General features: G+C 55.6%; 25 protein-coding genes. 17 read left to right on the forward strand and 8 right to left on the reverse strand.

Annotated elements, in window-relative coordinates:
* Window positions 1–87: 87 nt before the first annotated feature.
* The 3 genes from BSK21_RS15270 to acs form a co-directional block, all read right to left on the reverse strand.
* Window positions 88–1,842: a sodium:solute symporter family protein gene (locus BSK21_RS15270; RefSeq protein ID WP_067546910.1), complete on the reverse strand. Its 1,755-nt coding sequence runs from the start codon at window positions 1,840–1,842 to the stop codon at window positions 88–90.
* 12 nt (window positions 1,843–1,854) lie between these two features.
* Window positions 1,855–2,112: a DUF4212 domain-containing protein gene (locus BSK21_RS15275; RefSeq protein ID WP_067546907.1), complete on the reverse strand. Its 258-nt coding sequence runs from the start codon at window positions 2,110–2,112 to the stop codon at window positions 1,855–1,857.
* Between the two features lie 132 nt (window positions 2,113–2,244).
* Complete coding sequence (gene acs, locus BSK21_RS15280) at window positions 2,245–4,197, reverse strand: acetate--CoA ligase (protein WP_074039081.1); 1,953 nt, start codon at window positions 4,195–4,197, stop codon at window positions 2,245–2,247.
* Window positions 4,198–4,491: 294 nt separating this feature from the next.
* Here acs and BSK21_RS15285 point away from each other — a divergent pair, with 294 nt between their 5' ends.
* Window positions 4,492–5,166: a GntR family transcriptional regulator gene (locus BSK21_RS15285; RefSeq protein ID WP_067546904.1), complete on the forward strand. Its 675-nt coding sequence runs from the start codon at window positions 4,492–4,494 to the stop codon at window positions 5,164–5,166.
* A 3-nt stretch (window positions 5,167–5,169) separates the two neighbouring features.
* A complete protein-coding gene (locus BSK21_RS15290; protein ID WP_156894221.1) occupies window positions 5,170–6,102 on the forward strand; it encodes an FkbM family methyltransferase in 933 nt (310 codons plus the stop codon).
* A 49-nt stretch (window positions 6,103–6,151) separates the two neighbouring features.
* On the opposite strand, the gene adh is transcribed toward BSK21_RS15290, so the two are convergent.
* Together adh and BSK21_RS15300 are read right to left on the reverse strand one after the other, a co-directional pair.
* A complete protein-coding gene (gene adh, locus BSK21_RS15295; protein ID WP_067546897.1) occupies window positions 6,152–7,672 on the reverse strand; it encodes an aldehyde dehydrogenase in 1,521 nt (506 codons plus the stop codon).
* Between the two features lie 110 nt (window positions 7,673–7,782).
* Window positions 7,783–8,754, reverse strand: a complete 972-nt coding sequence (locus tag BSK21_RS15300) for a helix-turn-helix domain-containing protein (protein ID WP_082959373.1) — start codon at window positions 8,752–8,754, stop codon at window positions 7,783–7,785.
* A gap of 220 nt (window positions 8,755–8,974) precedes the next feature.
* On the opposite strand from BSK21_RS15300, the gene repA reads away from it, so the two are divergent.
* From repA to BSK21_RS15335, 7 genes are all read left to right on the forward strand, one after another.
* Window positions 8,975–10,174 carry a plasmid partitioning protein RepA gene (gene repA / locus BSK21_RS15305; protein ID WP_067546894.1) on the forward strand — a complete coding sequence of 400 codons (1,200 nt, stop codon included), beginning with the start codon at window positions 8,975–8,977 and terminating at the stop codon, window positions 10,172–10,174.
* Between the two features lie 19 nt (window positions 10,175–10,193).
* Window positions 10,194–11,060: a plasmid partitioning protein RepB gene (repB, locus tag BSK21_RS15310; protein WP_367639776.1), complete on the forward strand. Its 867-nt coding sequence runs from the start codon at window positions 10,194–10,196 to the stop codon at window positions 11,058–11,060.
* 186 nt (window positions 11,061–11,246) lie between these two features.
* Window positions 11,247–12,368: a plasmid replication protein RepC gene (gene repC / locus BSK21_RS15315; protein ID WP_067546889.1), complete on the forward strand. Its 1,122-nt coding sequence runs from the start codon at window positions 11,247–11,249 to the stop codon at window positions 12,366–12,368.
* 55 nt (window positions 12,369–12,423) lie between these two features.
* Window positions 12,424–13,122 (forward strand): energy-coupling factor ABC transporter ATP-binding protein, encoded by a 699-nt coding sequence (locus BSK21_RS15320; protein ID WP_067546886.1) that lies wholly within the window; start codon window positions 12,424–12,426, stop codon window positions 13,120–13,122.
* Window positions 13,103–13,717, forward strand: a complete 615-nt coding sequence (locus tag BSK21_RS15325) for an energy-coupling factor transporter transmembrane protein EcfT (RefSeq protein ID WP_067546883.1) — start codon at window positions 13,103–13,105, stop codon at window positions 13,715–13,717. The genes BSK21_RS15320 and BSK21_RS15325 overlap by 20 nt, the downstream gene beginning before the upstream one ends.
* A 30-nt stretch (window positions 13,718–13,747) precedes the next feature.
* A complete protein-coding gene (locus BSK21_RS15330; RefSeq protein ID WP_067546880.1) occupies window positions 13,748–14,299 on the forward strand; it encodes a biotin transporter BioY in 552 nt (183 codons plus the stop codon).
* The gene (locus BSK21_RS15335; RefSeq protein ID WP_067546877.1) at window positions 14,299–14,970 is read left to right on the forward strand and encodes a nitroreductase; all 672 of its coding nucleotides are present in this window, start codon (window positions 14,299–14,301) and stop codon (window positions 14,968–14,970) included. Before BSK21_RS15330 ends, BSK21_RS15335 begins: the two co-directional genes overlap by 1 nt.
* A gap of 41 nt (window positions 14,971–15,011) precedes the next feature.
* Here the strand turns inward: BSK21_RS15335 and BSK21_RS15340 are convergent, their stop codons facing one another.
* Both BSK21_RS15340 and BSK21_RS15345 read right to left on the reverse strand, forming a co-directional pair.
* Window positions 15,012–16,085, reverse strand: a complete 1,074-nt coding sequence (locus BSK21_RS15340) for an acetyl-CoA acetyltransferase (RefSeq protein WP_067546874.1) — start codon at window positions 16,083–16,085, stop codon at window positions 15,012–15,014.
* Entirely contained in the window at window positions 16,082–17,329 is a 1,248-nt protein-coding gene (locus tag BSK21_RS15345; RefSeq protein ID WP_067546870.1) for an AMP-binding protein, read from the reverse strand. The genes BSK21_RS15340 and BSK21_RS15345 overlap by 4 nt, the downstream gene beginning before the upstream one ends.
* Window positions 17,330–17,366: 37 nt before the next feature.
* Here BSK21_RS15345 and BSK21_RS15350 point away from each other — a divergent pair, with 37 nt between their 5' ends.
* From BSK21_RS15350 to BSK21_RS15370, 6 genes are all read left to right on the forward strand, one after another.
* Window positions 17,367–17,912 (forward strand): glutathione peroxidase, encoded by a 546-nt coding sequence (locus tag BSK21_RS15350; RefSeq protein WP_067546867.1) that lies wholly within the window; start codon window positions 17,367–17,369, stop codon window positions 17,910–17,912.
* A 90-nt stretch (window positions 17,913–18,002) separates the two neighbouring features.
* On the forward strand, window positions 18,003–18,740 hold the full coding sequence (locus tag BSK21_RS15355; RefSeq protein ID WP_067546864.1) for a SapC family protein: 738 nt from the start codon (window positions 18,003–18,005) through the stop codon (window positions 18,738–18,740).
* Between the two features lie 263 nt (window positions 18,741–19,003).
* Window positions 19,004–19,927 carry a sulfurtransferase gene (locus tag BSK21_RS15360; RefSeq protein ID WP_067546861.1) on the forward strand — a complete coding sequence of 308 codons (924 nt, stop codon included), beginning with the start codon at window positions 19,004–19,006 and terminating at the stop codon, window positions 19,925–19,927.
* 1 nt (window position 19,928) lies between these two features.
* Entirely contained in the window at window positions 19,929–21,059 is a 1,131-nt protein-coding gene (locus BSK21_RS15365; RefSeq protein ID WP_067546858.1) for a YeeE/YedE family protein, read from the forward strand.
* Window positions 21,056–21,220, forward strand: a complete 165-nt coding sequence (locus BSK21_RS16075) for a hypothetical protein (RefSeq protein WP_197498092.1) — start codon at window positions 21,056–21,058, stop codon at window positions 21,218–21,220. The genes BSK21_RS15365 and BSK21_RS16075 overlap by 4 nt, the downstream gene beginning before the upstream one ends.
* 217 nt (window positions 21,221–21,437) lie before the next feature.
* Window positions 21,438–23,855 carry an ATP-binding protein gene (locus BSK21_RS15370; protein ID WP_198039385.1) on the forward strand — a complete coding sequence of 806 codons (2,418 nt, stop codon included), beginning with the start codon at window positions 21,438–21,440 and terminating at the stop codon, window positions 23,853–23,855.
* On the opposite strand, the gene BSK21_RS15375 is transcribed toward BSK21_RS15370, so the two are convergent.
* Window positions 23,856–24,395: a helix-turn-helix transcriptional regulator gene (locus tag BSK21_RS15375; RefSeq protein ID WP_067546852.1), complete on the reverse strand. Its 540-nt coding sequence runs from the start codon at window positions 24,393–24,395 to the stop codon at window positions 23,856–23,858.
* 190 nt (window positions 24,396–24,585) lie between these two features.
* On the opposite strand from BSK21_RS15375, the gene BSK21_RS15380 reads away from it, so the two are divergent.
* Together BSK21_RS15380 and BSK21_RS15385 are read left to right on the forward strand one after the other, a co-directional pair.
* Entirely contained in the window at window positions 24,586–25,296 is a 711-nt protein-coding gene (locus BSK21_RS15380) for a hypothetical protein (protein ID WP_067546849.1), read from the forward strand.
* Window positions 25,297–25,357: 61 nt separating this feature from the next.
* Complete coding sequence (locus tag BSK21_RS15385; RefSeq protein WP_067546846.1) at window positions 25,358–26,320, forward strand: class 1 fructose-bisphosphatase; 963 nt, start codon at window positions 25,358–25,360, stop codon at window positions 26,318–26,320.
* Window positions 26,321–26,441: the final 121 nt, after the last annotated feature.

The raw sequence follows: 26,441 nt of genomic DNA on the forward strand, positions 1-26,441 counted from the left end.
GCCTCGTGATCAAAAAAGGGCGCGGGATATACTCCCGCGCCCGATCATATTGTCACGCGTCAGGTTTTGCACTGACCTACGTCAACCTTAGTGGTCAACAGCCGAACCTGCACCGCGCGGAATGCGGATGCTTTCAACCAGCTCTTGAACGTCAGCCGGAACTTCGTCGGTCGCGTTGGACACGATGTAAGCTACGATGAAGTTGATCATAGCACCTACAGCACCGAACGAGGTGGATTTGATCGACAGAAGCAGCGGGTCAGCATCCGAGAAGGACGCAGTCGATGCGACGAAGAACCAACCTTTGTGCAGGAAGATGTAGATGATGGTTGTGATCAGACCAGCGAGCATACCAGCCACTGCGCCCTTGTTGTTGATGCGCTTCGAGAAGATGCCCATCAGGATCGCAGGGAAGATCGACGCAGCAGCCAGACCGAATGCGAGAGCAACGGTTTGTGCAGCGAAGCCCGGAGGGTTAAGGCCCAGCCAGGTTGCAACTGCAATAGCAACAGCCATTGCAATACGTGCTGCCATCAGTTCGCCTTTTTCCGAGATGTTCGGGTTGATCTGAGACTTGATCAGGTCGTGCGAAACAGCCGATGCGATAGCCATCAGAAGGCCCGCAGCGGTCGAAAGCGCAGCAGCAAGACCACCGGCAGCAACCAGCGCGATCACCCAGCCCGGAAGCTGTGCGATTTCTGGGTTAGCCAGAACCATGATGTCACGGTTAACGGTCAGCTCGTTCGCGTCGCCATTTGCGTAGGTGATAGCGCCGTCGCCGTTTTTGTCGTCGAAGGACAACAGACCGGTTTTAGCCCAGTTGTTCACCCAGTTCACGTCGTTGCCCTGTGCGTCTACACCAGCTTCGATTTCAGCCAGCGAAAGCGCAGCTTCCGAAGTGCCGTTCGGGTAGAAGGTGTTGATCAGGTTCAGACGAGCCATTGCACCAACAGCCGGAGCGGTCAGGTACAGCAGCGCGATGAACACCAGTGCCCAACCAGCCGACGAACGTGCGTCCTTAACGGTCGGAACGGTGAAGAAGCGAACGATAACGTGCGGCAGACCTGCGGTACCGATCATGAGCGATACGGTGAACAGGAACATGTTCAGGGTGGTGTCAGACTGCTCAAGGTAGGACTTGAAGCCGAGATCGCTCAGCAGACCTTCGAGGTCCTGAAGGATCGGCTGGCCAGTCGCAACAGAGTCAGAGAACAGACCCAGACCCGGGATCGGGTTACCAGTCAGCTGGAGCGAGATGAACACAGCCGGAATGGTGTATGCGATGATCAGAACAACGTACTGAGCAACCTGAGTGTAGGTAATGCCTTTCATGCCGCCGAGAACAGCGTACATGAATACGATAGCCGCACCGATAAACAGGCCGGTCGAGTTCGACACTTCGAGGAAGCGCGAGAACGCAACGCCAACGCCGGTCATCTGACCGATAACGTAGGTGACCGACGCGATGATCAGACAGATAACTGCAACGGTACGTGCAGTTTGGCTGTAGAAACGGTCGCCGATGAATTCCGGCACAGTGAACTTACCGAACTTGCGCAGGTAAGGTGCCAGAAGCATTGCGAGCAGAACGTAACCACCGGTCCAACCCATGAGGTAAGCCGAGGTGTCGTAGCCGCCGAATGCGATGATACCAGCCATCGAGATGAACGATGCTGCCGACATCCAGTCAGCGCCGGTTGCCATACCGTTCAGAACCGGGTGAACACCACGGCCTGCAGCATAGAATTCAGATGTAGATCCGGCGCGTGCCCAGATCGCGATGCCGATGTAGAGCGCGAAAGTCGCACCTACAACAAGCAGGTTAAGCGTAAACTGATCCATTGGTAATGCTCCTTACTCGTCCACGCCGTGCTCTTTGTCGAGCTTGTTCATCTTTGCAGCGTAGACAAAGATAAGAACAAGAAAGACAAGGATCGAACCTTGTTGTGCGAACCAGAAGCCCAGATCGGTGCCACCGATTGCGATGCCAGAAAGCACCGGACGCAGCAGGATGCCAAAACCGAACGAAACAACAAACCAGATCACGAGGCTGATGCCGATGATCCGCTTGTTGGCTGCCCAGTAGGCGTTGTTGTCGCCATTGTTAGCCATTGAATTTCCTCCAAGTTACCCCACCTTCGGTCCCTCAACCGAAGGGTAATATAACAGGGCGCGTACGCCCTGCTCCCTCCCCCCTTTCGGGGTTTAAGTAGAACGCGGGTGAAGTTCCCGCGTTCATACGGTTCAGCCCTTATTGTGAACCGAATTCTTAATAAGATCGTCTACAACTGACGGATCTGCAAGCGTAGAAGTATCGCCAAGGCTTCCGGTGTCGTTTTCTGCGATCTTGCGCAGGATGCGGCGCATGATTTTACCCGAACGGGTCTTAGGCAGACCAGGTGCCCACTGGATCACGTCCGGCTTTGCAATCGGACCGATCTCTGTGCGAACCCAAACTTCGAGCTCTTTCTGAAGTTCCGCGGTCGGCTCAACACCGTTCATCAAGGTGACGTAGCAGTAAATGCCCTGACCTTTGATGTCATGTGGGTAGCCTACCACGGCAGCTTCAGCGACAGCAGCGTGTGCCACCAGCGCGGATTCCACTTCGGCGGTGCCCATACGGTGACCCGATACGTTGATCACGTCATCGACGCGGCCAGTGATCCAGTAGTAACCGTCAGCGTCACGGCGGCAGCCGTCACCAGTGAAGTAGTAGCCTTTGAAGTCAGAGAAGTAGGTCTGCATAAAGCGTTCGTGGTCACCGTAAACGGTGCGCATCTGACCCGGCCAAGAGTCTTTGATACACAGAACGCCTTCTGCTTCAACTTCGTCGATCTCTTTACCAGTCGTCGCATCAAGCAGAACCGGCTGCACACCAAAGAACGGCGTGGTTGCCGAGCCCGGCTTGGTCGGCGTCGCACCCGGAAGAGGTGTCAGCATGTGACCACCCGTTTCAGTCTGCCACCATGTATCGACGATCGGGCAATTCCCTTTACCGACAACATCGTTGTACCAGTTCCAGGCTTCTGGGTTGATCGGCTCACCTACGGTGCCGAGGATGCGGATCGACGACAGGTCGTATTTTTCCACGAACTCTTTACCCATGCCCATCAGCGAACGGATCGCAGTCGGCGCAGTGTAGAACTGGGTCACTTTGTGCTTTTCACAAACAGCCCAGAAACGGCCAGCGTCTGGATAGGTCGGCACGCCTTCGAACATCAGGGTGGTGCCGCCATTAGCGAGCGGACCGTAGACGATGTAAGAGTGACCAGTCACCCAACCCACGTCAGCGGTACACCAGTATATGTCGCCTTCATGGTAGTCGAAGGTGTATTCGTGGGTCATCGCTGCGTAGACCAGATAACCACCGGTCGAATGGACGACGCCCTTCGGTTTACCAGTGGAACCCGAGGTGTAGAGAATGAACAGCGGGTCTTCTGCGTTCATCGGACGTGCAGGGCACTCTGGCGATGCGTGGGACATGAGGTATTTAACGTCAACGTCACGACCATCGATCCAAGTGGTCTGATCACCCGTGTGTTTCACAACGAGGCAACGCACCTTGTCAGAGCAGTGCAACAGCGCGGCATCACAGTTGGACTTCAGGGCTGTACGACGACCGCCACGCGGTGCTGTGTCAGCCGTGATAACCACTTTCGCACCAGAGTCGTTGATGCGGTTTGCCAGCGCGTCAGGCGAGAAGCCCGCAAAAACGATCGAGTGAACAGCACCGATACGCGCACAAGCGAGCATGGCGTAAGCTGCTTCTGGGATCATCGGAAGATAGATCACAACGCGGTCGCCGCGCATCACGCCTTGGCTCAGCAGGACGTTCGCAAAACGGTTCACCTTCTCGGACAGCTCATTGTAGGTGATGTGCTGTGCAGGCTCATCTGGCGAGTCAGGCTCGAAAATGATCGCGGTCTGATCGCCACGGGTCGCGAGGTGACGATCTACACAGTTATATGCTGCGTTGATAACGCCATCTTCGAACCACTTGATGTCGACCTTGCCGTGTTCGAACGATGTGTTCTTTACCTGAGAGTAAGGCTGCATCCAGTCCAGACGCTTACCGTGCTCACCCCAGAATGCGACGGGATCGTTCACCGAAGCCGCATACATCTCTTTGTATTTAGCGGCATCAATATGAGCGCGCTTCACCACCTCTTCGGACGGCGGATACATCTTGTCAGTCATGAAATTCCTCCCGAGCATTTTGTAAATCTCGGCTCGGGGCTCCTCTCCCCAAGCTTACTTGACTGTGGTCATACACCATTTTTCTGTCAACGGCCTCATAAACATAAGCGCTAACAGTATTTTTTTGTAAAATCTTTTACCAACAAACTTGAAAATCAGTAAACCGTTTTGCAAATCGGCGATTTTTCCTTTGTTTTTCGGCAGTTTGACGCAACGGCACTTTCAGACCTTTGACAGACGCGACCGGACAACCGATATACGCACATACGACCAAAGAACGGGAAAAACGGGCCAGTGGCTTTTCAACGCGACATAGACGGTTTCAAGACCGCCATCGAAAGCGTCTACGCTGACCTGCGCGACTCCCTTCTCACGGGGGCCATCGCGCCGTCGGCCAAAATGCGAGTTGAAGAGCTTCGCGCGCGCTATGGCGTTGGCTCTTCCACTGTGCGCGAGGCGCTATCGCGGCTGCTCGTTGAAAACCTCGTCACGACCGAAGGTCAACGGGGGTTCAAGGCCGCGCCTGTGTCCCTGTCCGACTTCCGCGAATTGGTTGATATGCGCTGCATGATCGAAGTGCAGGGCGTCCGCCTGTCTATCGAACGCGGTGACCAAGATTGGGAAAGCGGACTGGTGGTCGCACACCACCGCCTCGCCCGTGTTGAAGAGTCGATCCCCGCCGAACGCGCAAAACACTGGGAACAAGCCAACCGTGATTTCCACGATGCGACTGTCGCCGCACATGGCAACCGTTGGCTGGCCGATATGCGCGATCTGCATCAGACCCACTGGATGCGTTACATCCAGATCGCGGCCCCGTGGCGCAAAATGCCCATCGACAGCCGCGCCGAACACCAAGACATCTTTGACGCCGTCATAGCGCGCAAAGCCGATGACGCCGCACGCCTTATCGACCGTCACTTCCGCAAACACGCCAGCGCGGTTGAGGCAGGATTAGGCCGGAAGTAACTGTTGAACTCACAGCCTGAACGGGTCACCCTGTTCACGACTGAGGAAACGGACAATTCCATGAAACCTGCCGATATTCGTCGCATGAACACGCTCATCGCGGATCTGGGACCTAGTGAACGCCTGCGTGTCCTCGATATCGGCGCAAACCCCCTGATCGAAGGGGATGTTTCCTACAAACCGCTCCTCGATCACGGACATGCCAAGGTGTTTGGTTTTGAACCCCAAGAAGACGCCCTCGCGGCGTTGAACGACTGCAAATCAGACAATGAAACCTACCTTCCGCACGCGCTCGGCGACGGAAAGGAAAAAACTTTACACCTATTTCAACAAGGCGGCTTTACATCGATTTTTCCAGCCAATGAGGACAGCGCCCGCTACCTTGGCTTCGAAAAGGGTATGACCGAAAAAGACGCTATCAAAATCAAAACGCGGAAAATGGATAGCCTCAAAGAAATCCCCGCGGTCGATTTTCTAAAAATCGATGTCCACGGCAGCGAGAAAACAATCCTCGAACATGGGAAAAAGAAGCTCTCTACCGCCATCGCACTCCAAACCGAAGTGCGCATGTTCCCGCTCTACCGCGACGAGCCCCGATACGGAGAGCTAGAGGCTGAAATCGTCACGCAAGGGTTCGAATTCTTGCGCTTTGCTTCAATGAAACACGTCAGCCTCGCCCGTCGTCATCGCGGTCGCATCCGCCGCCACGACTTTGCGCAAGCGGTGGACGGTGACGCATTCTTTGTTCGGGATCTGAGGCGCGTGGACAGATATACCGACGAACAGCTCAAAAAGCTCGCCATCATCGGCGATGCGATCATGGGATTGTTCGATGTAACGCTCTATGCGCTCGATATTCTGGTGGAACGGTCGGTGATCACCGAGGACGTGATCAATCGCTATTTCAATAACATTCCCAACGAACGCTTGAGATAACAGGGACTGCGGACCCCGGCTAAGGGTCCGCAGCTGGAGGAAGCAAGGCTTAGAAGAAGCCCAGCTTGTTCGGGTTGTAGCTCATCAGGATGTTTTTGGTTTGCTGGTAGTGGTCCAGCATCATCTTGTGAGTTTCACGACCAATACCCGACTGTTTGTAGCCACCGAATGCAGCGTGTGCAGGGTATGCGTGGTAGTTGTTCACCCAGACGCGGCCAGCCTCGATGGCGCGGCCAAAGCGATAGCAACGGGTCGCATCACGGGTCCATACACCAGCGCCAAGGCCGTACATGGTATCGTTTGCGATCTGCAGCGCTTCTGCTTCGTCTTTGAAGGTGGTGACAGACACAACGGGTCCAAAGATTTCTTCTTGGAACACGCGCATCTTGTTGTGGCCTTTCAGAACGGTCGGCTGAACGTAGAAACCGTTCGCGATGTCGCCGTTGAAACGAGCCGCATCGCCGCCAACCAGAACTTCTGCACCTTCGTCACGACCGATTTGCAGGTAGGACATGATTTTGTCCTGCTGCTCTTGGGAGGCCTGCGCACCAACCATTGTGTTCATGTCGCGCGGGTCGCCCTGTTTGATCGCTTTTACACGCTCGATGCACTTCTCGATGAAGCGATCATAGATGTCTTCTTGGATCAGTGCGCGCGATGGGCAGGTGCAAACTTCGCCTTGGTTAAAGGCAAACAGAACGAAACCTTCGACGGCTTTGTCGAGGAATGCATCGTCTTCGGCCATAACGTCCGAGAAGAAGATGTTCGGGGATTTACCGCCAAGTTCCAGAGTCACAGGGATCAGGTTTTCGGTCGCTGCCTGCATGATTTTGCGGCCAGTTTCGGTCGAACCTGTGAAGGCGATTTTTGCGATGCGCGGCGAACGTGCCAGCGGTGCGCCAACTTCTGCGCCCATGCCGTTCACAATGTTCAAGACGCCAGCGGGCAGAAGGTCTGCGATGATGTCGATCAGAACCATGATCGCAGCAGGGGTTTGCTCTGCTGGTTTCAGGACGATGCAGTTACCTGCAGCCAGCGCAGGTGCCAGTTTCCATGCCGCCATCAGAACCGAGAAGTTCCACGGAATGATCTGACCAACAACGCCGAGCGGCTCGTGGAAGTGATACGCAACGGTGTCGTGGTTGATTTCCGACATGTTGCCTTCTTGGGCGCGCAGAACGCCGGCAAAGTAACGGAAGTGGTCAACCGACAGCGGAATGTCAGCGTTTACGGTTTCACGGATCGGCTTACCGTTGTCCCAGGTTTCAGCGGATGCCAGCTGGTGCAGGTTTTCTTCGAGACGATCCGCGATTTTCAGCAGGATGTTCGAACGCTCTGCAGGGGATGTTTTGCCCCATGCGTCTTTTGCAGCGTGTGCAGCGTCCAATGCGAGTTCAATGTCTGCAGCGTCAGAACGGGCAACCTGACACACGACCTCACCAGTGATCGGGGTGATGTTGTCAAAGTATTTGCCGGAAACAGGGGCTACCCATTTGCCGCCGATAAAGTTGTCGTAGCGGTCTTTAAATGGGTTAACGAAATAGTCGACGACTTGGGTCATATGGTTCATGTGATTTCTCCTCCTAAGAACCGCGTGTGCCGCGGTATGCAAAAGAGATGAATGGAATCACTGGGCCTTGTGCAGGGGGGTGTCTCAGCCGCCCTGCCCCACCTGTCTCACTACTGAGACAGGTCAGCGCCACTTTCGCTGAGGCCGAGGCGTTTCATACGGCGATACATCGTGGCGCGCCCAATGCCCAAGGCACGCGCGGCAGCGGACATATTGCCGTCCGCACGGACGAGCGCGCGTTTCACCGCAGCCTTTTCGCCGCGATCAAAGCCTCTTTCCTTCCCGTCACGCCCCAAAAGGTCGACCGCAGGACGTGGCGCAAGATGACCCATCGCGTTCAGACCAAAGGCCTTACGTGCCGCACGCGTTGCACCGACGACAATATCGTCGCCATCCACCGCCAAAAGCGCCGCACCCGTCGCGTCACCTTCGGCGACGAGGATACGTTTTCCGGCAAACGACGACCTAAACACCTCTGCCTCGATCTGCTGGGCGGTCTGAACCACCATCGCACCGATCAAACGGTTGTAACCTTCGGTCTGATCCGCCCGCGCCGACGACACATCAAGCGCGGCAATCAACGCTCCGTCAGGTCCGAAAATCGGCGCATCCATGCAGCTCATCGCGATATTCTTCGCCATGAAATGATCTGTGCGGTGAATTGTGATCTGACGTTGCTCTGCCAAACAGGTGCCGATGCCGTTTGTGCCTTCGGCCGCCTCGCTCCAATCGTGACCAGGCCAGAGGCCCCATTCCTTAAACACTTCAGAGTCGCCATCGGAACAGCGTTTTTCCAAAACGATGCCATCCGCGTCCGTCAGTAGAACGCCGCAACCAGAATGCCCGATCAAACCAAAAAGGTTGTCCAATTTCAGTGCCGCCACGTGCAACACCCGCTCCATCGCGGTGCAACGATCCTTTAACGACGTCGAATCGAGCGAGTCGCGCATTTCGCGCATCGCAGGGTCGAGTCCGTAGTTCTTTGCCGACCGTAGCCATGACGCTGCCAAACGGGACCGTGCCGCCGCCGAACCGGACGAAAGGGACTGCATCACGCGGTCGATATGTGAACTACGAGTCATGTCGCAAAAGCCTTAACATATAGTCATATCGAGCAACGTCGCGACTTTGGTCTCAACTTTGGGCGAAGTGCAACCACTCAACCTAAAAAGAAGTTTGCACAAAATCTGTGGAAAACTCTTGCCAGAATCCAAATCCTGTCGCAGTAATATACGCAAAATACGAAAAAAACGGCAAAAACCGTAACAAACGGTGGCCACAGAGGCGAGAAGAGAGGGTCAGATGGGTCAAGAACCCAAGACAAACCTACGTATTGATACCATCGTTGGTCAACACGCCGCGATGCTGTCAGAGCGGTTGCAAGCACACCGTGCCCAGCTTTTCCCGCCGAACGCGACCAAAGAGCTGCGCAAGTTCACCAGTGGTGAAGTCGCCGACCTTCTTGGCGTCAAAGATGCCTATTTGCGCAAGCTTAGTCTCGATTCCAAAGGACCTGAGCCTGAGATCCGCGGCAACGGACGCCGCTATTATTCGCCAGACGATATCGTCGCTCTTCGTGAATACCTCGAAAAAGGCGCTAAGGCTCCCGGCACCTATATGCCCGGTCGCCGCGATGGCGATCACCTGCAGGTGATTTCGGTCATCAACTTCAAAGGTGGCTCTGGCAAAACAACGACCTCCGCCCACCTCGCACAGAAGATGGCGCTGGACGGTTACCGTGTTTTGGCGATCGACATCGACCCTCAGGCGTCATTCTCGGCGTTGCACGGGTTCCAGCCAGAATTCGACCTTCTGGACGGTGGAACGCTCTATGACGCGATCCGCTATGATAACCCCGTTCCAATTCGTAACGTGATTCAAAAGACTTACTTCCGAAATCTGGACATTATTCCGGGCAACCTCGACCTCATGGAGTTCGAGCACGATACCCCCCGCGCGCTGGCCCAACGGGATGGTAACCTTTTTTTCACTAGAGTGGGCGACGCGCTCGCTGATGTGGAAGAGGATTATGACGTGGTTATCGTAGACTGCCCGCCCCAGTTGGGGTTCTTAACAATGTCGGCCCTATCGGCCGCTACCGCCGTATTAGTGACGGTTCACCCGCAGATGCTCGACGTTATGTCGATGTGTCAGTTCCTATTGATGACATCAAACCTCCTTGGCGTTGTCGCCGAAGCAGGCGGTGACATGTCCTACGACTGGTTGCGTTACGTGGTGACCCGCTATGAACCGGGCGATGGTCCGCAAAACCAAATGGTGTCGTTCATGCGCTCCATGTTCGGAGAACATGTTTTGAATCACACCATGCTGAAATCGACCGCGATTTCGGACGCTGGCCTGACAAAACAAACCTTGTGGGAGATCGAAAAGGCCCAGTTCACGCGGTCGACCTATGACCGTGCAATTGAGAGTATTTCAGCCGTTTGCGGTGAAATAGAGACACTTGTTCAAGAGGCATGGGGGCGGACCAATGGCGCGTAAAGGTATTCTGACCGGCTTAATGGACAACACTGCCGCACCCGCGACTGAAACCCGCGTTGATCCGTCCAAACCCCGATACGGCAAAGGCGCTATCGGCGCGGTCAGCCAATCCATCGCCGAACTCAAATCCCGATCAATCATTCAGGTTGACCCGCGGATGATCGACGATGCGGGGATGCAGGACCGTCTGGAAACAGATGATATCCCTGCCCTCGCGGAAAGTATCAAACTTTACGGGCAACAAGTTCCAGTACTGCTGCGCCCGAACCCGAATGACCCAGAACGCTATCAGGTGGTCTATGGTCGGCGGCGTGTTGCGGCGCTGAAGCTGCTCAAACAACCCATTTCGGCCATGATTAGGGTCTTAAACGACCGCGAACTGGTGATTGCTCAGGGTCAGGAAAACTCTGCCCGTCGCGATCTGTCGTTCATTGAACGCGCCAACTTTGCCCGTCAGATGCGGGACGCTGGTTACGAACGCAAGGTGATCTGCGACGCGCTCAACGTCGATAAAACCGTGATTTCGCGAATGCTGTCGATCGTCGACTCGATCCCCCTGTCCCTGATCGAAGCCATCGGTGCAGCGCCCTCTATCGGCCGCGATCGGTGGAGCAAACTTGCCGACCAGCTCAACGGTCGGGATCTCACCGTCAACGCGGTTGGCGAAGGATCAGATGAACGGTTCGAGGCCGTCTTTAAGTCTCTAACCTTGCCCAAAACGCCCGCAGCCAAACCGAACCGGATCACCGCCAACGGTACAGAGATCGCGCAGGTTGCGCGTAAACCGAATAAAACAGTGCTCACCCTCCCCAAAGACGGCTTTGATGATTGGTTGGTAGAGCATCTGGAAGAAATTCACCGCGATTGGAAACAATCGAACGTCTGAATAATAGAGCAGTAACAACAACTTAGGAGGCACGACCCAGCAAAACCCAAAGAAAAAGGCCCCCCAAAGCAGATACCTCAGAGAGCCCTATTCGTGTTTTAGCACTTCCGAATATCAGGCTAAAGTTGACAGCTGTCAACAGGCGTCGAATCTGGCGGGCAAAAAAGTTTTGCTCCGTGATAAACTATGGACATTTACGCAACGACGCCTTTTGGGCGGCGACCCGTGACGGCTGGTTTGATTGAACGCGCCGCCCTTCGCCAACAGGCCCCTGCCCTTCCGACAGCCAATAAATGGGAACTCTTCCGCGAACTGTGCACCGCACGTAAGGCATTTGGGCTCTCTGACCGCGATCTGACGGTCTTTAACGCTCTGTTAACCTTTCACCGCGGTGATGACCTTTCCGCATCTGAACAATTGATTGTGTTTCCGTCCAACGAAACGCTGTCTTCCCGTGCTCATGGAATGCCAGAGAGCACATTGCGCCGTCATATAGCAGCACTGGTCGAGGCCGGTATCATTCTACGCAACGACAGCCCGAATGGTAAACGCTACGCCGTAAAAAGCAGAACGGGCGTTCTACGAGCCTACGGCTTTGATCTCCGACCTCTTTTGGTGCGCGCAGACGAAATCATCGAAACAGCCACCAAGATTCGTGAAGAAGACGCACAAAAAAAAGAACTGCGCGATACCGTCGTCATCCTAAAACGCGACGCTGACAAATTGATCAGCTTCGGCATGGAAGATCACGCCGACGAACGCTGGACGAAACCTCGTGAAGCCCTAATCGAACTGGGTAAAATGCTTCGCCGAAAATTGGACATTTCGACACTAACTTCGCTTAAAACACGACTCCATGCTCTTGTGGAAAACCTGCATCAATTGCTGGGAATGGCTGTTGGTAAAACAACAGAAATGAGCGGCACCGACAGCCAAAATGAACGCCACCAATCTAATTCAAATAACACTTCCATTGAATCTGAACAAAGCAGCGTACCATTGCCTATGGTTCTAACTGCTTGTCCAGACGTGGCCTATTTTGCCAATAGACCGCTCCGCAGTTGGCACGATTTCATTTCGGCAATGTCAGTCATCAAAGCCATGATGGGTATCTCTGCAGAAACGTGGGAACATGCCATGAAAATCATGGGACCTAAAAACACCTCTGTGGTCTGTGCGGGTATTCTACAGCGCATGGGGGAAATAAAATCCCCTGGTGGTTATCTTCGCCGATTAACTCAAAAGGCCGAAGAAGGCGGATTTTCACCAATGCCCATGATGATTGCCCTCGCTCGCCGACAAAGTTGACAGCTGTCAACTCTCGCCTCTTTACATCGTTAACCAGCTATGACCCCTTAGCCATATGATCCAAATTCAATCCCTCTCATGCCACTACGGCGACAAAGCTGTGCTCGACACGGTATCCCTCGAACTATCCGAGGCGCGGGTGGCTGTTGTAGGACGCAATGGATCGGGAAAATCGACTCTGGCAAAGGCAATTTCGGGTCTAATTCGTCCAGAACAGGGTCGAATTTTGATAAATGGTGTTGATGTTCTGAAGGATCGAAAAGCAGTGCTGTCCGCTGTGGGCATTTTGTTCCAGAATCCAGATCATCAGATCATTTTCCCGACCGTTGAAGAAGAAATATCCTTCGGACTGCGACAGCTCGGCCGTTCGAAATCGGACGCGGCAGAAGAAACGTCCAATCTTCTGGCTAATTTTGGCAAATCGGATTGGGCAAAGCGGCCTGTTTCGACCCTAAGTCAGGGGCAACGCCACCTTGTGTGCCTTATGTCCGTCCTCGCCATGGCCCCAGCTGTGATCATTCTAGATGAACCATTCAGTGGGTTGGATATTCCGACCACGAGGGCGCTCCAAAAGAGACTAAATCAGCTAGATCAGACACTGATTCATATCACTCATGATCCTTCAGTTATTGCTGATTATGATCGTGTGATCTGGATCGAAGCGGGTAAAGTCATCGCTGATGGTACTCCAGAAACGGTTTTGCCTGACTATTTGCGTGTGATGGAGGCTGAGGATGCTGACGCTCACCTCTGAAATTCGTACACCGCTGCATGACTGGCGCGCGGGCAACAAACTAAGCCTACTATCTATCGCAATTGTGACCCTATTCCTGCTGAATTCGCCTATTTTATTAGCCGGCGCCGCGGGTCTAACTGCCCTACTCTACCTCGCATTTGGGACCAAATTTGCTGCCCGTGGGCTGAGGATGCTAAAGCCGCTAAGGTTTTTCCTTGGGTTTATCCTGCTCTGGCAGGTCGTTTTGGGTGATCCCGTGACAGGATTTGCGATTGTGTTGCGGTTGGCAACTGCTGTGAGTTTGGCCAATTTAGTGACGCTTTCGACCCGTTTGGACGATCTGATTGACCTAGTCATCTGGCTCGCCTCCCCTGCCCGCTTTGTCGGCGTGTCACCCAAGCCTCTGGCGCTCTCTATCGCGTTGGTCGTGCGGTTCGTCCCTGTCCTGTTGGAACGGGCCAATCATATGTCGGATGCCTTCCGTGCGCGTTCGACCAAACGGCCGACGTTTTACATCATTCTACCGCTGATCATCAGTGTTCTGGAGGATGCGGACCATGTGGCACTCGCTCTGCGGGCACGTGGTGGACTAGATGGGGCGTTCAAACCCTGATATGTCAGCCCGCAAATAGGGGGACAGATCATGCAAACCAAAGAAAACGACCTCGTGATGATCGCACTTTTTGCTGCGCTCGTTGCTGTTTTAGGCCTTTTGCCTGCGATTCCGATGCCGTGGGGCATTCCTGTGACAGCGCAGAGCCTCGGCGTGATGCTCGCTGGTGCCGTTTTGGGCGCAAAACGCGGTGGTTTGTCGATGCTGTTGTTCATTGGCCTCGTCGCTTTGGGGCTTCCATTGCTCGCTGGTGGACGCGGCGGTTTGGGTGTGTTTGTTTCGCCGACTGCAGGTTTTGTCGTTGGTTTTCCGGTGGCTGCCTTTGTAACGGGCCTCGTAATGCAGTCGCTGCGCATTGATGCGATGGTTTCATCTGGCATCGCATCGCTGATCGGCGGGATTGTGGTGCTCTATGCTATGGGCATCGGCGGCTTTTGGATGCTCACGGACAAGGGTTTGATGGCGTCTATCACCATTATGGCGACCTATATCCCCGGTGATTTGGTCAAAGTTGTCCTGACGGCCATCGTGATTGGTGCCTTGGTTAAGGCCCGTCCGCAGAGCCTTTTGTCGCGTCAGTAATGGAAACGCGGCGGGCCATAGAGGATCGTCGATCGGTGCGTGCGTTCACGGATAAACCCGTGGATCGCGCTATATTAGAGACGATTTTGACCTTGGCCCGCTGTGCGCCTTCTGGTGCGAACCTTCAGCCTGGTCGGTTCCATGCCCTGACGGGTGCGGCGCTGAAGTCCTTATCTGATGCCCTCCTCGACGGGATTGCCGCAGGTCGGCCTCAGGTCAGTGAATACAGCTACTTCCCCCGCCCCATGCCCGCCGATCTTAAAGCCCGTCAGAGAGCGGCTGGGTTCGCGCTGTATGATGCTTTGGGTATCGAAAAGCGCGACCTCGAAGGGCGAAAGGCGCAGTTTCAGCACAATTACCGTTTCTTTGGAGCGCCCGTCGGTATGATCGTTACGATCCATCGCGATATGGGCGCGGGGTGCTTTATGGACCTCGGGATGGCGATCCAGACGATGTTGCTCGCCGTGCATGACGCGGGTTTGGCGGCTTGTGGGATTGGTGCGATGGCGAATTACGGTGATCTGATCCATGACCATCTGGGGCTAGACGCCGACGAAATGGTCGTCGCAGGGGTTGCGATTGGCTATGCGGCGGACCACCCAGTGAACGATTTCAGGACAGAACGTGACCCGTTGGATGTCTTTGCGACCTTCCGTGGGTTTGAAAGTTGACAGCTGTCAACTTTGCCAGCCGATCCGAAAGTTGATAGCTGTCAACTTTTTCCAAAACCCTGCACTTTGATCGCCGATCCGATCCCGCCTGCTGCTGCGATTGCGGCCAATCCTGTTCGATTTGTCCCTGCAAGGTCGTGATAAAGACGGACCATGAGGATCGTGCCAGAGGCCCCTATCGGATGACCACGAGCCAACGCGCCACCTTTGAGGTTCACGGTGCGCGGGTCAATCCCTGCGCCCTCAACGCAAGCGATGGCTTGGGCCGCGTAAGCCTCCATCATCTCGACTTGATCGACGACGGTATTAGTGACGGCCTTAATCGCAGAAATCGGAGCGAGCGCAGGGTTCATCGGATCGCCGCCAACGCAAGCGTAGTTGTTGAGCATCAGCGCGTTGCGGTCGGGCAGAACGTCCTCTGCGACGACGAGGCAGAACGCGGCAGCATCGGCAGCCACGGCGGTGTTGACAGCTGTCAACTCTCCGGTGACCACGGGGGCGCGGGCAACCAAACGCGGGGCGAGGCGGCGGGTGAACGGATCGTCCAGTTCGTCGCCCAACGGTACGATTTCAAACCGGAGTGCGGTGCGGGCAGAGAGGGCCTTTTCATGGCTGTCCATCGCCCAAGCGTCCTGCCGTTCGCGCGGTATGTTCAGCGCATTTGCGGCTTCGGCGAGGTCGGGGTCGCGATCATGCCAGGGGGTAAATGCGGGGCGGTCATATGCAACGGGACCGTCTGGCGTTTGCGCCATGCGGATGGGGCGTCTCGAGTGGGACTCTGCGCCGCCCGCCAAAACAACCTTGGCCTGACCAGAACGGACTAAGGCCATCGCGATCCCAATCGCATCGAGGCCGCCGGCACATTGCCGATCAATCGATAGTCCTGCGACACGGTCGGGTAGTCCAGCGGCGAGCGCGGCGACACGGGCGGGATTGCCGCCGCCGCCAATGGCGTTGGACAGGATGACTTCATCCACGTCGTCGGGGCGTAAACCTGCGTCCGCAAGGCAGGCCAGCATCACGGGCGCAGCAAGTTCGTGGAGCGCATATCCCGACAATGCGCCACCTTTCGGTGCGACGATGGTGCGGCGGGCGGCGATGATGCGGGGGGTCATGTGAGGTTCCTCAGCAGTGCGGCGAGTGCGGTGAGGTCAGGTTTGCCAGCGGGTAGGGCGGGCCAGTCCGACAAACGATAGGCGCGGCGGATCTGGATGCCAGCGGAACGGGCTGCGGTCTGGAGGTCTTCGGGCGTGATCATCCCATGATAGAGCGCCACAGGAACGGCGCCCCGCATCGCGTCGAGCATTGGCAGAACAGCGACCCCATGCACGCCGTCGATTTGGGACAGGGCGCCCTCTACGGCTTCGGGATGGTAGTTGCGATCCGCGACAGTGAACATGCGATCCGCGCGCCCCGTGAGAAAGAGATAGCCGTCGCGCATCTCTCCCATCTCGCCGACAGTGACCCAGCCACGAGAGCGCTGCGTCGTGGTGCTGGACCCTTCGGCGTAGTGGTCAAAGAGGTAGGGCGAACGCACCCAAACGAGGCCGTCGCGGATGTCGATCTCAACATCGGGGTAGGGCGCGCCGACGGACCCCTCTGGCGTTGTTGCGTCCGACAGGGTGATAAAACTTGTTTCCGCAGCGCCGTAGAATTCATGCAGCCGTGCATTCGGTGCCATCTCTGCCGCGCGGGCTTTGGTCGCCGCATCGAGATGACCACCACCGACGAGGATGAGCCGTAACGCGGGTAGGGGGCGGATCAGAGCGCTGCGCAGTTGGGTGGGTGTTGCGTAGAGGATCGTCGTCTGCTCCATCGCGACGGTCTGACGGTCGGGGCGGAGGTCACTCAGCACATCGACCGTGATGCCCTGCCACAAACCTTCGCAGAGCGCGTAGAGCGCGAGTGACTGGTCCAAGCTGCCGAGGATCGCAGAACGGTCATCAGGCGTGATGCCAAAGAGGTCACGGTTCACCGCGAAACTGTTGACCCAACTGGCATAGCTGCGTCGGATGCGTTTAGGCGCGCCCGTCGATCCTGAGGTGAGCGTGTGTATATACTCTGGCTCGTCATCGGCCTCGAACGGGCGGGGCGAAATGCAGAAGCTCTGACCGCTGTGCAGCGCGATAAGGAGGCGGGGTAGGGTGGTCGCCAATGGTGACGGTGCGATCACATCGACAGGGCCGCCCGTTGCGCGGGCCACATAAGGACGCGGCACCTCAACCCCGTTGCACAGCAATCGAGCGGTTGGCGATGGCGCAAGGCGCAGGGGGGCGGTGGCAACAGACATGACCAATCCATAGCGCAACCCGTTCCACCGGACTAGAGTTGCCGACGCCGCAGAGCGTGCTACATCCATTGTTATCTAAGGTTGCAAACCTCAATCGGAGGACACCATGACCCTGTCGCGTCGTTTCATTCTTGGCTCTCTTTGCGCTGCTGCCGCGTTTACGGCCTCTGCGGGTGGGAATAGCCCTCTGCCGCGGGTGAGCTTTGTGAATGCGGATGGCGGGATGCATGACAGCGCGGATTGGGCGGGGCACCCTGTGCTGGTCATCAACTCGGCCAGTCGTTGTGGATTTACGCCGCAATATGACGCGATGCAGGCGGTCTATGATGCCTATGCCGATCGGGGCCTGATCGTCCTCGCCGTTCCGTCTGATGACTTCCGCCAAGAGCTGTCATCGATTGATGAGGTCAAAGAGTTCTGCGAGCTGAACTTTAACCTCACACTACCGATGACGGACATCACCCACGTGAAAGGGCCTGAAGCGCACCCGTTCTATCAATGGCTCGCTGCGGATCACGGCTTTGTCCCGCAGTGGAATTTCAACAAGGTGCTGATTGGTGCGGATGGTTTGGTGAAGGGCACATGGGGCAGCACGACCAAACCGAACAGTCGTCAGATCATTGATTTGATCGAAGCGGAGCTGACCACCTGATTTTCGGCTTTAGGCTTCTGTCGTTTCGGTTAAAACTATGCGCAACGCGGGCCGCTGGGGCCTGTAACGCATTTTGAACTGAGGACGAACATGGCGACCGACACCCCCAAAGCAGAGACCGCAGCACCGCAGCTGCCCATCTTCTACAAATCTCTCGCGGTGCTGAATAAAACGGCCCACGGCGAACTGCGTTTGCGTCCTGCGAAAACGATGAACTTTGCCGCGAAGGCCAATTCGATTGTTTTGGCTGGGTCCGAATTTGCAGCGGCGAGCCATGACTATCCCATCGTGTTCAGCGGTAAGGGTGCAGAACCGACCGCCTTTGCCGTGACAGGTCGCAAGACGGGCGAGAACATGTTCGTGTCTAAGGACGGAGTGTGGAAAAAGGGCGCGTATATTCCTGCCTATGTGCGCCGCTATCCGTTCATGTTGATCAAGTCGCAGGATGGCACGACCTTTAACCTCGCGATTGATCCTGAATCCGAGATGATCCATGCGAAAATCGGTGATCCGCTGTTTGATGGCGACCAGCCATCCAAAGCGACCGAGCGGATGCTGGAACTGAGCAAATCCTTTGTCTTGGACATGGAACGCACTGCGACGATCATTCGTCAGCTAGAGGCGCTCGACCTTCTTGAGGAGCGTCAGATCGACGTTACTCTGGCCAATGGGGTGAAGTCTCGTATTGGTGGTTTCCGCGTCGTGAACGAGTCGAAACTGACCGCCCTTTCTGACGGTGATTTCCTTGCGATGCGCAAGACAGGCGCGCTGCCTGTGGTCTATATGCACCTCGTTTCGCAGCAACGTTGGGCAGCATTCCGCGGATAAGTGCTATGGGCAACAAAGAGTAATTGAAGAATTGGCGGGTTTTGACCCGCCATTTTTCTTTGATTGTCGTGAAATAAGATCAGAGTTGTGAGTCGTCTGGCACTGCTGGGCGGCTTTTTCTGTTTTTGAGGTAATTTCTGAATTTAAGTACATCTGCATGTGTTTTGTCGGAATAATGTTCTGTATATGTGGGCTTTGCTGGACTTGATCGGGGAAAATATTCCTACTACCTGCGGCTTCGAACAAGATTTGAAGGTGTCGAAATGAAATTCCTTGCTCCTGCTTTTGTAGCTGCTCTTAGCTTTGGCTCTGCTGTTGAGGCAAAGACCTATGGAGCGCTGGTGACGCCTGCTGAACTGGCTGCGTCGATTGAAGACGTGCAACCGATCCTCGTTGATATTCGGAACGATGGATATGCCGAGGCGCATGTCGATGGTGCGCTTTGGGCGCCGTACCGGATGTTCCGTGGGCCTGCGAAAAATCCGGGTGGTCTGGTTGATCTGACTGCTCTTGAGGGGAACCTCGAGCAACTGGGCCTTGAATTTGACTTGCCGATCGTAATCATCACTGAGGGCAAGACAGACACTGATTTCGGTGCGGCTGCACGTGTGTATTGGACTCTGAAATCGACGGGCTTTACCGATCTGTCGATCCTGAACGGTGGTCAGGCGGCATGGGCTGCGGCGGGTTTGCCGATCAATGCAAGTGTTGAATCGAGCATTCCGTCCGAACTGGATCTGACCTTTAGCCATGATTGGCTGGCGGAAACGTCTGACGTGGAAGCTGTGACCAAGGGTGAGGCTCAGGCGATCCTCGTCGATGCGCGTCCCGAAGATTTCTACATGGGTCGCAAAGGTCATGATGCGGCTGACCGTCCAGGCACGCTGCCGGGTGCGATCAACTATGTTTACACATCGTTCTTTGACGATGGTGCCGCGGCGATCCGTGGGGCGTCTAACGTCGAAGAACTGAAAGCCGCGTTGGGTGTCGAAGAGGGCAAAGACATCGTGTCCTTCTGCAACACTGGCCATTGGGCCGCGACCAACTGGTTTGCCCTGTCGGAACTTGCTGAGTTGGAGAACGTCAAACTCTACGCAGGTTCGATGGTGGAGTATTCGAACGCAGGCCTCCCGATGGAGAACACACCGGGCCTGTTCCGTAACCTGTTGAACCAGATTGGTTTCTAAGATGTCTACACATGTGATTGAGGGGGCTTTGGCCCCCCGTCCATTCGTCAAACGCGGCGGCCTGATTGTGGCGGCCGTGTTTGTTGTTTTGGCCGTGGCTGCACTGGCTGGTGCCCGATATGGGCTGATGTTGGCGGTTGGCTTGGGCTTTGGCCTCGCTCTCGAAGGATTGCGGTTCGGATTTGCGGGGCCATGGCGCGCGATGATCCTACGGCGTGATCCGTCGGGGCTGTGGGCGCAACTGCTGGCGATTGCGATTGTGACGGTCTTTGCGCTGCCGTTGATTGCAAGTCATGGCGGAGAATTGAACGGTGCGCAGGCCCCGATTGGCTTTGCCATGGTAGCGGGTGCGTTTGTATTCGGCGTCGCGATGCAGGTCGTTTTGGGCTGTGGATCGGGCACGTTGGTAAACGCGGGATCAGGGAACCCTGTGTCGCTGGTCGCGCTGCCATTCTTTGCCATCGGGAGCTTTGCCGGTGCGTACCATTTGTTCTGGTGGACGGGATTGGGCGCGCTTCCGATCATGAATTTTGAAGGGTGGAGCGGCGTTTTTATCACCGTTGGCCTGCTGTTTTCGGTCGCAATGGTTGCGTGGAAGTTTGCAACCCCGCAGACCCGTGTATTGCCGCGTCGTTTGGTGATTGCTGCGGTCGTGATTGCTGGGTTGGCGTTGGCGAACCTGTTGATTTCTGGCCAGCCTTGGGGCGTGGTCTACGGATTGGGCCTTTGGGTCGCTAAGGGCGCGGTCGCTGCGGGTGTGGACCTGTCCGGTTCTGCGTTTTGGTCCGCGCCAGCCACGGCTGAGCGGGTCACGAGTTCTGTGCTGACCGATTACACGTCCTTGACCGATATTGGCATCATCTTTGGCGCGTTCTTTGTCGCGAGTTGGAGGGTAGGGGGCCTGTCGGCCAAATTGCCGTCCTTGCCTGCGCGTGCTTGGGTCGGGACGATCGTTGCGGGGTTCCTGTTGGGGTATTCGTCACGTTTGGCGTTTGGCTGTAATGTGGGTGCGTTCTTTTCAGGAATTTCCACGGGGAGCCTGCATGGCTGGGTCTGGTTCGCCGCCGCCTTTGTCGGGTCGATCTACGGAATTAAACTGCGTCCCATTTTGGGATTGGAGGCACGGTCATGACCAGACGATTTACAGCAAGTCTCGCGGTGATCGCGGTTGCGGGGCTCGTGGGGTGGGATCTCAAGGCGAGCCCACCGAACCCCTATGCGGCGCCACCCATTCTCGCCATTGGGTCGGGGTTGTCGGCGGAAGGTGGATTCTGTGGGGCGCTGCCGAACTAGGGTAAAGGGCCTAGCTTACTGAACAATCAAGGCTTATGACCCCCACGGGCGCGAGATCGGCTTGATTTCTGCGCCTGTCAGCATAGGCTTGTCCTAGGGGAATGCTACAGATCAAGGATTGTTTGGGATTCTAAATAGTTTGCGCACCAATCTCGGTGGCGGTCCCGCTGGGTCAGAACCGTTACACGATGGATTTGCGGTTTCGCAGCTTTACCGCATGCGTCGGTTCGTGCGCCGAAAACCGCTTGGGTTTTTGCTGTATTTCCTGCCCGTTATCCTGCTCTGGACCTACCCGATGTCATATGGGGCGGCGATCTTTGGCGAGAACGCTTTTGCGGTTCAATATTCGCCTTCGATTTCGTTCTATGTTCTCGCGCTGGGTGTGATGATTTATCCAACCCGTTTGCTGTGGATTCCCGCGCTGGTGTTCTTGTCCGTACTTTGCGCGCCGATTTTCCTGCCTTTTGTCGACATGTCGATCTGGCATGAGCTGTCGTTACGTGCGCCGCATGTGGTCATTGCGTTTATCGTTGTGAACCTGATTGGGGCCTTGATCGTTGGTGAAGTCGCGAAAGAGACAATCGGGATTTTCCGACACAAGCTATGGCCCTACACGGCTGATCTGTTGCTCGCGCTTTTGGCGCAGGTCGTGTTTTTGATCGTAAACCTCATCATGATCGCGATTTTTGTGAGCATGATGAAAAGCCTTCCTGCGGATATTCAGGGATTGGTCGGTTACGATGAAAACTATATCGACCTCGCGCTGAAACGGGTTTTGCGCGGCTGTGCAGTGATTTTGGTCTTTTTGATGGTGTTCCTGCATCGGCCGCAGAAATTAGAGCTGCTCTATCTGCTACCTTCGGTTTTCGTTTTTTCTACGCTCGGCGTTTTCCATGCGTCCGGTTTTGGTCAAAGCAACCAGATGGAAGCGGGCCTCCTCATTATGGTGATGGCGCTTTTGATGCCGCAAGCCATCGCGCCGCTGAGCCTTGTGATCGGGGTGGGGTTTTATGCGGTGCTGACGGGCACGTTCCTGAACGATTTGGTGCCGGAAACATCGCATGACAATGCGATGGATTACTATGGCACCGCGTTGTTGAACCTAGGGACCTATATCCTCGCTTTAAGAGGATACATCGATCGCCGGCTGCAGCTGGCGCGGGATAGTATTGAGCGGCTTGATGCGGCGCGGGATTTTGCGGGCGTTGGTATTTTTCAGGTCAATCAAAAGCTTGGTATCGTGCAGCTGGACCCGACGAGCATGCGGGTGATGGGTGTTGATACTGAATATACACCGGTTAAGGACATATTCGCCCGTTTCGCGCCAGAGTCGCGTCAGCGGATGCTCGAGATGGGGATTGTTGAACCCGGGCAGACGTACAAGCATGTATTGCGGGTTATTCGGGGTCGTGACGATGAGTGCGTGATCCGCGTTTTCATTTGGGCGCAATATGCCGAAAATGGCGCCAAACTGGCCTACGGCCTCGTGCTCGATATTACTGACGAACAGGCGAATGAGGCCGCGTTGCGCCATGCGTTGACCGATCTTGAGGCGAGGGATGAAAAGCAGCGGCGGATGTTCTCGATCATCTCGCATGAGATCCGTACGCCAGCGTCCGTTATGGCGATGTTGATCGAAGATTTGGAGCCGTCTCAGACCGAAGCGATGAAGCCAAAGCTGGCTGAGGCGTCGCATCAGTTGTTGGGCGTGTTGAGCGATATGCGGCAGGCGGTGAACCCCGAGGAAAACCTCGCCGTGGTAAAGTCAGCCTATGTTCCTGCAGAACTGGCAGAGACGGTGCGCAATACGTATCAAGCGCAGGCCAAAAAGACCCATATGAACATAAAGCTCAAGCTAGGGGCAGGCGCGGATGTTCGGCGGATTGGCGATCAGTTGCGGACCAAACAGTTGGTTGGAAACCTCGTCCGCAATGCGTTGTTGCATTCGCGAGGCCGAACGGTCGAGATCATCTATGAGGCGCAGAAGGATGATAACTGGCAAATGTGGTCGGTTTGGACCGTGCGCGACGATGGGATAGGGATCCCGCCGGATGAGGTCGATCGCTTGTTTGAGCCATTCGAGCGCGGCGGAAAAGATCCCCGAAATCAGGCAGATGGTAGCGGGCTCGGCCTCTATATCGCGAAAACGGCGGTAGAGCTGTTGGGTGGGTCTATCACCTATATCGAACGGGCACGTGGCGCCTGTTATCAAATCAGACTGCCCGAGGACCTCGCCACTGGTGATGAGCTGGTAGAGCCAGCGGATGTTGAGGCTATTGATCTGTCGATGCTGCATGTGTTGTTGGTCGAAGATAACCCGTTGGTCGCCGAGGTCACTCAGTCACGGTTGAATAAGATTTTCGCAAACGTGACACTTGCGCGGAACGGCGAGGACGCGTTGACGATGGCGCAGGAAAATCAGCCTGATCTGCTTATCACCGATCTGTTCATGCCCAAGATGGAGGGCGATCAGTTGATCCGCGCTCTGAAAAAATTGGACCATGATTATGTGATGATCGGTCTGACCGCGGCGGCGGTCGGTAACGATATGGAGCGCTTCAGGGATGCTGGCGCCGATTTAGTGATGGCAAAGCCGCTGGATAGCGACGCGCTGATCGCGTTTTTGGCGGGCTGATTAGCTGGTTGGGTTTGGTGCGGATTGCATGCCCACATCCATAAATTCGTCCAGAAAGAGCGACATGAGTTCGACACGGGACGTAACGCCCGCCTTGCGAAAGACGTTGTGGGAATGAACCTTCACTGTGCCGACGGTGCAATTTCGCAATTCGGCGATGTCTTTGGAGGCTAATCCACGCATCAGCAAAAGTGCGATGTCGGATTCCGATGGGGTCAGTGACCACTGTTCAAACTGAGCGTGAACATGGCTGTCAAAGTCGTTCCGAAGGGAATGCAGAGTTTCGCGCTGGCGGGCGTTCTTTGTCTTTAGTTCGGTGATGTATACGGACAAAAGTACCATGCCGAATCCGAGGACAACGACGGCGATGATCTCGAAAATGAGGTGCGAGAGGTCGCCAAGCACGTAGCCGCGGCCTTCGCTGATGTGTTCGCGAAGGTCCACAATGACGTCTTGGGCAAAGAAAAGTCCCGATATCCCCATGCCCCAGAAAATGATTGTGGCAAACGTTGCGTTTTCAAGTCTGGTGGTGGAGTACATCGGATCGCCCTTTTTTATATGGACCGACCATAAGTTAAGGGGATGCGTAAACACCATAAACCGAAGGTATAGGCGCCTAAAACAAGGCAAAATACACCTTAGGCATATTTGGGATGAGGGTGTTGGTGGTCATACCAGTCTCATCGAAGGCGCAGGAGACAACGTTGCGTCGAACATTTGGAGACTAGATATGAAAACACTATCGATTGCCGCCATCGCGCTCGCACTTTCGGTCACTGCCGCTTCTGCGCAGGACTTTGTGCAAGCTCAGATCGATAGCCTGTTCGCACAGGGCTATACACACTTTTCGGTTCGTCGTGGCGTTCTGAACTCTTCGGTCGAGGCCTATTCGCCCACCGGTCTGGAGACCACAGTCGTTGTAGATAACTCGACCGGTGAAGTCGTGAGCCAGCGTGTTGAAACCAATGACGCAGCGACCGTTGCTGGCACCATCCAAGAGATTGAACAGAAGCACCTCGGTGAAGTTCGTGGCTCTGACGACGTTCTGGTTGAAGTTACGACTGCAACGGGTGAAGTCATCACGGTCGAAGCGGGTGAACTGCGCAGCGCGCCGCGCACTGGTAGCGATGACGTATATACGGCTGTAACTACAGCGACCGGTGAGACAGTTTATGTCGAAGCAAATGATCTTAGCTCCGACAATGATAACGACCACGTTGGTGGATCGGATGATCACTACGGCTCTGACGACAATGGCTATGATGACCGCAGCTATGACAGCGATCATTCGAGCGGCACTGACGATCATGATGACGACCATGGGTCGGATCGCGATGATGATCACGGTTCCGATCACGATGATGATCACGGTTCCGATCACGATGACGATCATGGTTCGGATCATGATGATGATCACGGTTCGGACCGCGACGACGACTGATCGTCGCTTGTGACCATCTTTGCAGGGCGGTACATCTGCCCTGCATTTGAAAGGTTCCGTCATGCAGAGTTTGCGTCATTTCCTCACAGCCTCGGACACGGATCCGTCGCTCATTTTTCTGATCGAAGACATTGCGGCTAGTTGTGCCCGTATTGCCAGCCATGTGCGCGACATGGCGTTCGAAGGGAACCTTGGGCAGACGGACGAGACAAACGTACAAGGCGAGACGCAAAAGCCGCTTGATATCGTGGCGAACGATATTTTCCTTGAGACTTGCAACGGTGGCCGCGTGGCTGCGCTCGTGTCCGAGGAGATGGATGAAGTTCAGTGGTTGAAGGAGCCGCAGGCGGGGGACTACATCCTCTATTTCGATCCGTTGGATGGATCGTCCAATCTGGATGTGAACATGACTGTCGGGTCGATCTTTTCGGTCATGCAGGTGCAGGCTGATGGGGACCGAACGGTTCTACGCAAAGGGCGCGATCAGATCGTGGCGGGTTATGCAATCTATGGCCCGTCAACCATGTTGGTGCTGACGATGGGGCAGGGGGTTCACGGGTTCTCTGCACGGCACGGGACCGGAGACTTCCGATTAACCCATGGTGATATCCGCGTGGCCGAGGAAACGGCTGAATTTGCGGTGAACATGTCACGGATGCGGTTCTGGGACGCGCCGGTGCGGGAGTATGTCGAGGCGTGCTTGGCTGGTAAAGAAGGCCCTCGTGGCAAGGACTTCAACATGCGCTGGATCGCGTCCCTAGTGGCCGAGGTTCATCGTATCCTGATGCGCGGTGGCGTGTTCATGTATCCCGTTGACTCAAAGCTACGAGACAAGGGAGGTCGGTTGCGCCTGATGTATGAGGCAAACCCGATGGCCATGATCATGGAGCAAGCGGGTGCTGCCGCGACGAATGGCGTGAGCGATATCCTCGACCTACAGCCCGAAGATCACCACCAGCGGGTTGGCCTGATCCTCGGCGCGAAGTCCGAGGTTAAGCGGTTAACGCGAGCTGATCAGACGTAACCTGGGCGTTGTCGCGCTGGCTGCGTCATTCTCATAGTGAGGCTTTGATTTTGGCTCCATCGATTGATCGCTTTGCGACGGGTCACGCGATGTATTGGGTGGCCGGGGGTGGGTGTTATCG

Source organism: Marivivens sp. JLT3646, assembly GCF_001908835.1.
GTDB lineage: Bacteria > Pseudomonadota > Alphaproteobacteria > Rhodobacterales > Rhodobacteraceae > Marivivens > Marivivens geojensis.

What these genes read in the sequence shown, in the direction of transcription:
- repC (WP_067546889.1), top strand. Translation starts at nt 11,247, where the DNA reads ATGGACATTTACGCAACGACGCCTTTTGGGCGGCGACCCGTGACGGCT.
- BSK21_RS15275 (WP_067546907.1), bottom strand. Translation starts at nt 2,112, where the DNA reads ATGGCTAACAATGGCGACAACAACGCCTACTGGGCAGCCAACAAGCGG.
- BSK21_RS15330 (WP_067546880.1), top strand. Translation starts at nt 13,748, where the DNA reads ATGCAAACCAAAGAAAACGACCTCGTGATGATCGCACTTTTTGCTGCG.
- BSK21_RS15340 (WP_067546874.1), bottom strand. Translation starts at nt 16,085, where the DNA reads ATGACCCCCCGCATCATCGCCGCCCGCCGCACCATCGTCGCACCGAAA.
- BSK21_RS15335 (WP_067546877.1), top strand. Translation starts at nt 14,299, where the DNA reads ATGGAAACGCGGCGGGCCATAGAGGATCGTCGATCGGTGCGTGCGTTC.
- BSK21_RS15325 (WP_067546883.1), top strand. Translation starts at nt 13,103, where the DNA reads ATGCTGACGCTCACCTCTGAAATTCGTACACCGCTGCATGACTGGCGC.
- BSK21_RS15300 (WP_082959373.1), bottom strand. Translation starts at nt 8,754, where the DNA reads ATGACTCGTAGTTCACATATCGACCGCGTGATGCAGTCCCTTTCGTCC.
- BSK21_RS15345 (WP_067546870.1), bottom strand. Translation starts at nt 17,329, where the DNA reads ATGGATGTAGCACGCTCTGCGGCGTCGGCAACTCTAGTCCGGTGGAAC.
- repA (WP_067546894.1), top strand. Translation starts at nt 8,975, where the DNA reads ATGGGTCAAGAACCCAAGACAAACCTACGTATTGATACCATCGTTGGT.
- BSK21_RS15350 (WP_067546867.1), top strand. Translation starts at nt 17,367, where the DNA reads ATGACCCTGTCGCGTCGTTTCATTCTTGGCTCTCTTTGCGCTGCTGCC.
- BSK21_RS15365 (WP_067546858.1), top strand. Translation starts at nt 19,929, where the DNA reads ATGTCTACACATGTGATTGAGGGGGCTTTGGCCCCCCGTCCATTCGTC.
- repB (WP_367639776.1), top strand. Translation starts at nt 10,194, where the DNA reads ATGGACAACACTGCCGCACCCGCGACTGAAACCCGCGTTGATCCGTCC.
- BSK21_RS16075 (WP_197498092.1), top strand. Translation starts at nt 21,056, where the DNA reads ATGACCAGACGATTTACAGCAAGTCTCGCGGTGATCGCGGTTGCGGGG.
- BSK21_RS15360 (WP_067546861.1), top strand. Translation starts at nt 19,004, where the DNA reads ATGAAATTCCTTGCTCCTGCTTTTGTAGCTGCTCTTAGCTTTGGCTCT.
- acs (WP_074039081.1), bottom strand. Translation starts at nt 4,197, where the DNA reads ATGACTGACAAGATGTATCCGCCGTCCGAAGAGGTGGTGAAGCGCGCT.
- BSK21_RS15270 (WP_067546910.1), bottom strand. Translation starts at nt 1,842, where the DNA reads ATGGATCAGTTTACGCTTAACCTGCTTGTTGTAGGTGCGACTTTCGCG.
- BSK21_RS15320 (WP_067546886.1), top strand. Translation starts at nt 12,424, where the DNA reads ATGATCCAAATTCAATCCCTCTCATGCCACTACGGCGACAAAGCTGTG.
- BSK21_RS15380 (WP_067546849.1), top strand. Translation starts at nt 24,586, where the DNA reads ATGAAAACACTATCGATTGCCGCCATCGCGCTCGCACTTTCGGTCACT.
- BSK21_RS15355 (WP_067546864.1), top strand. Translation starts at nt 18,003, where the DNA reads ATGGCGACCGACACCCCCAAAGCAGAGACCGCAGCACCGCAGCTGCCC.
- BSK21_RS15385 (WP_067546846.1), top strand. Translation starts at nt 25,358, where the DNA reads ATGCAGAGTTTGCGTCATTTCCTCACAGCCTCGGACACGGATCCGTCG.
- adh (WP_067546897.1), bottom strand. Translation starts at nt 7,672, where the DNA reads ATGAACCATATGACCCAAGTCGTCGACTATTTCGTTAACCCATTTAAA.
- BSK21_RS15375 (WP_067546852.1), bottom strand. Translation starts at nt 24,395, where the DNA reads ATGTACTCCACCACCAGACTTGAAAACGCAACGTTTGCCACAATCATT.
- BSK21_RS15370 (WP_198039385.1), top strand. Translation starts at nt 21,438, where the DNA reads ATGCGTCGGTTCGTGCGCCGAAAACCGCTTGGGTTTTTGCTGTATTTC.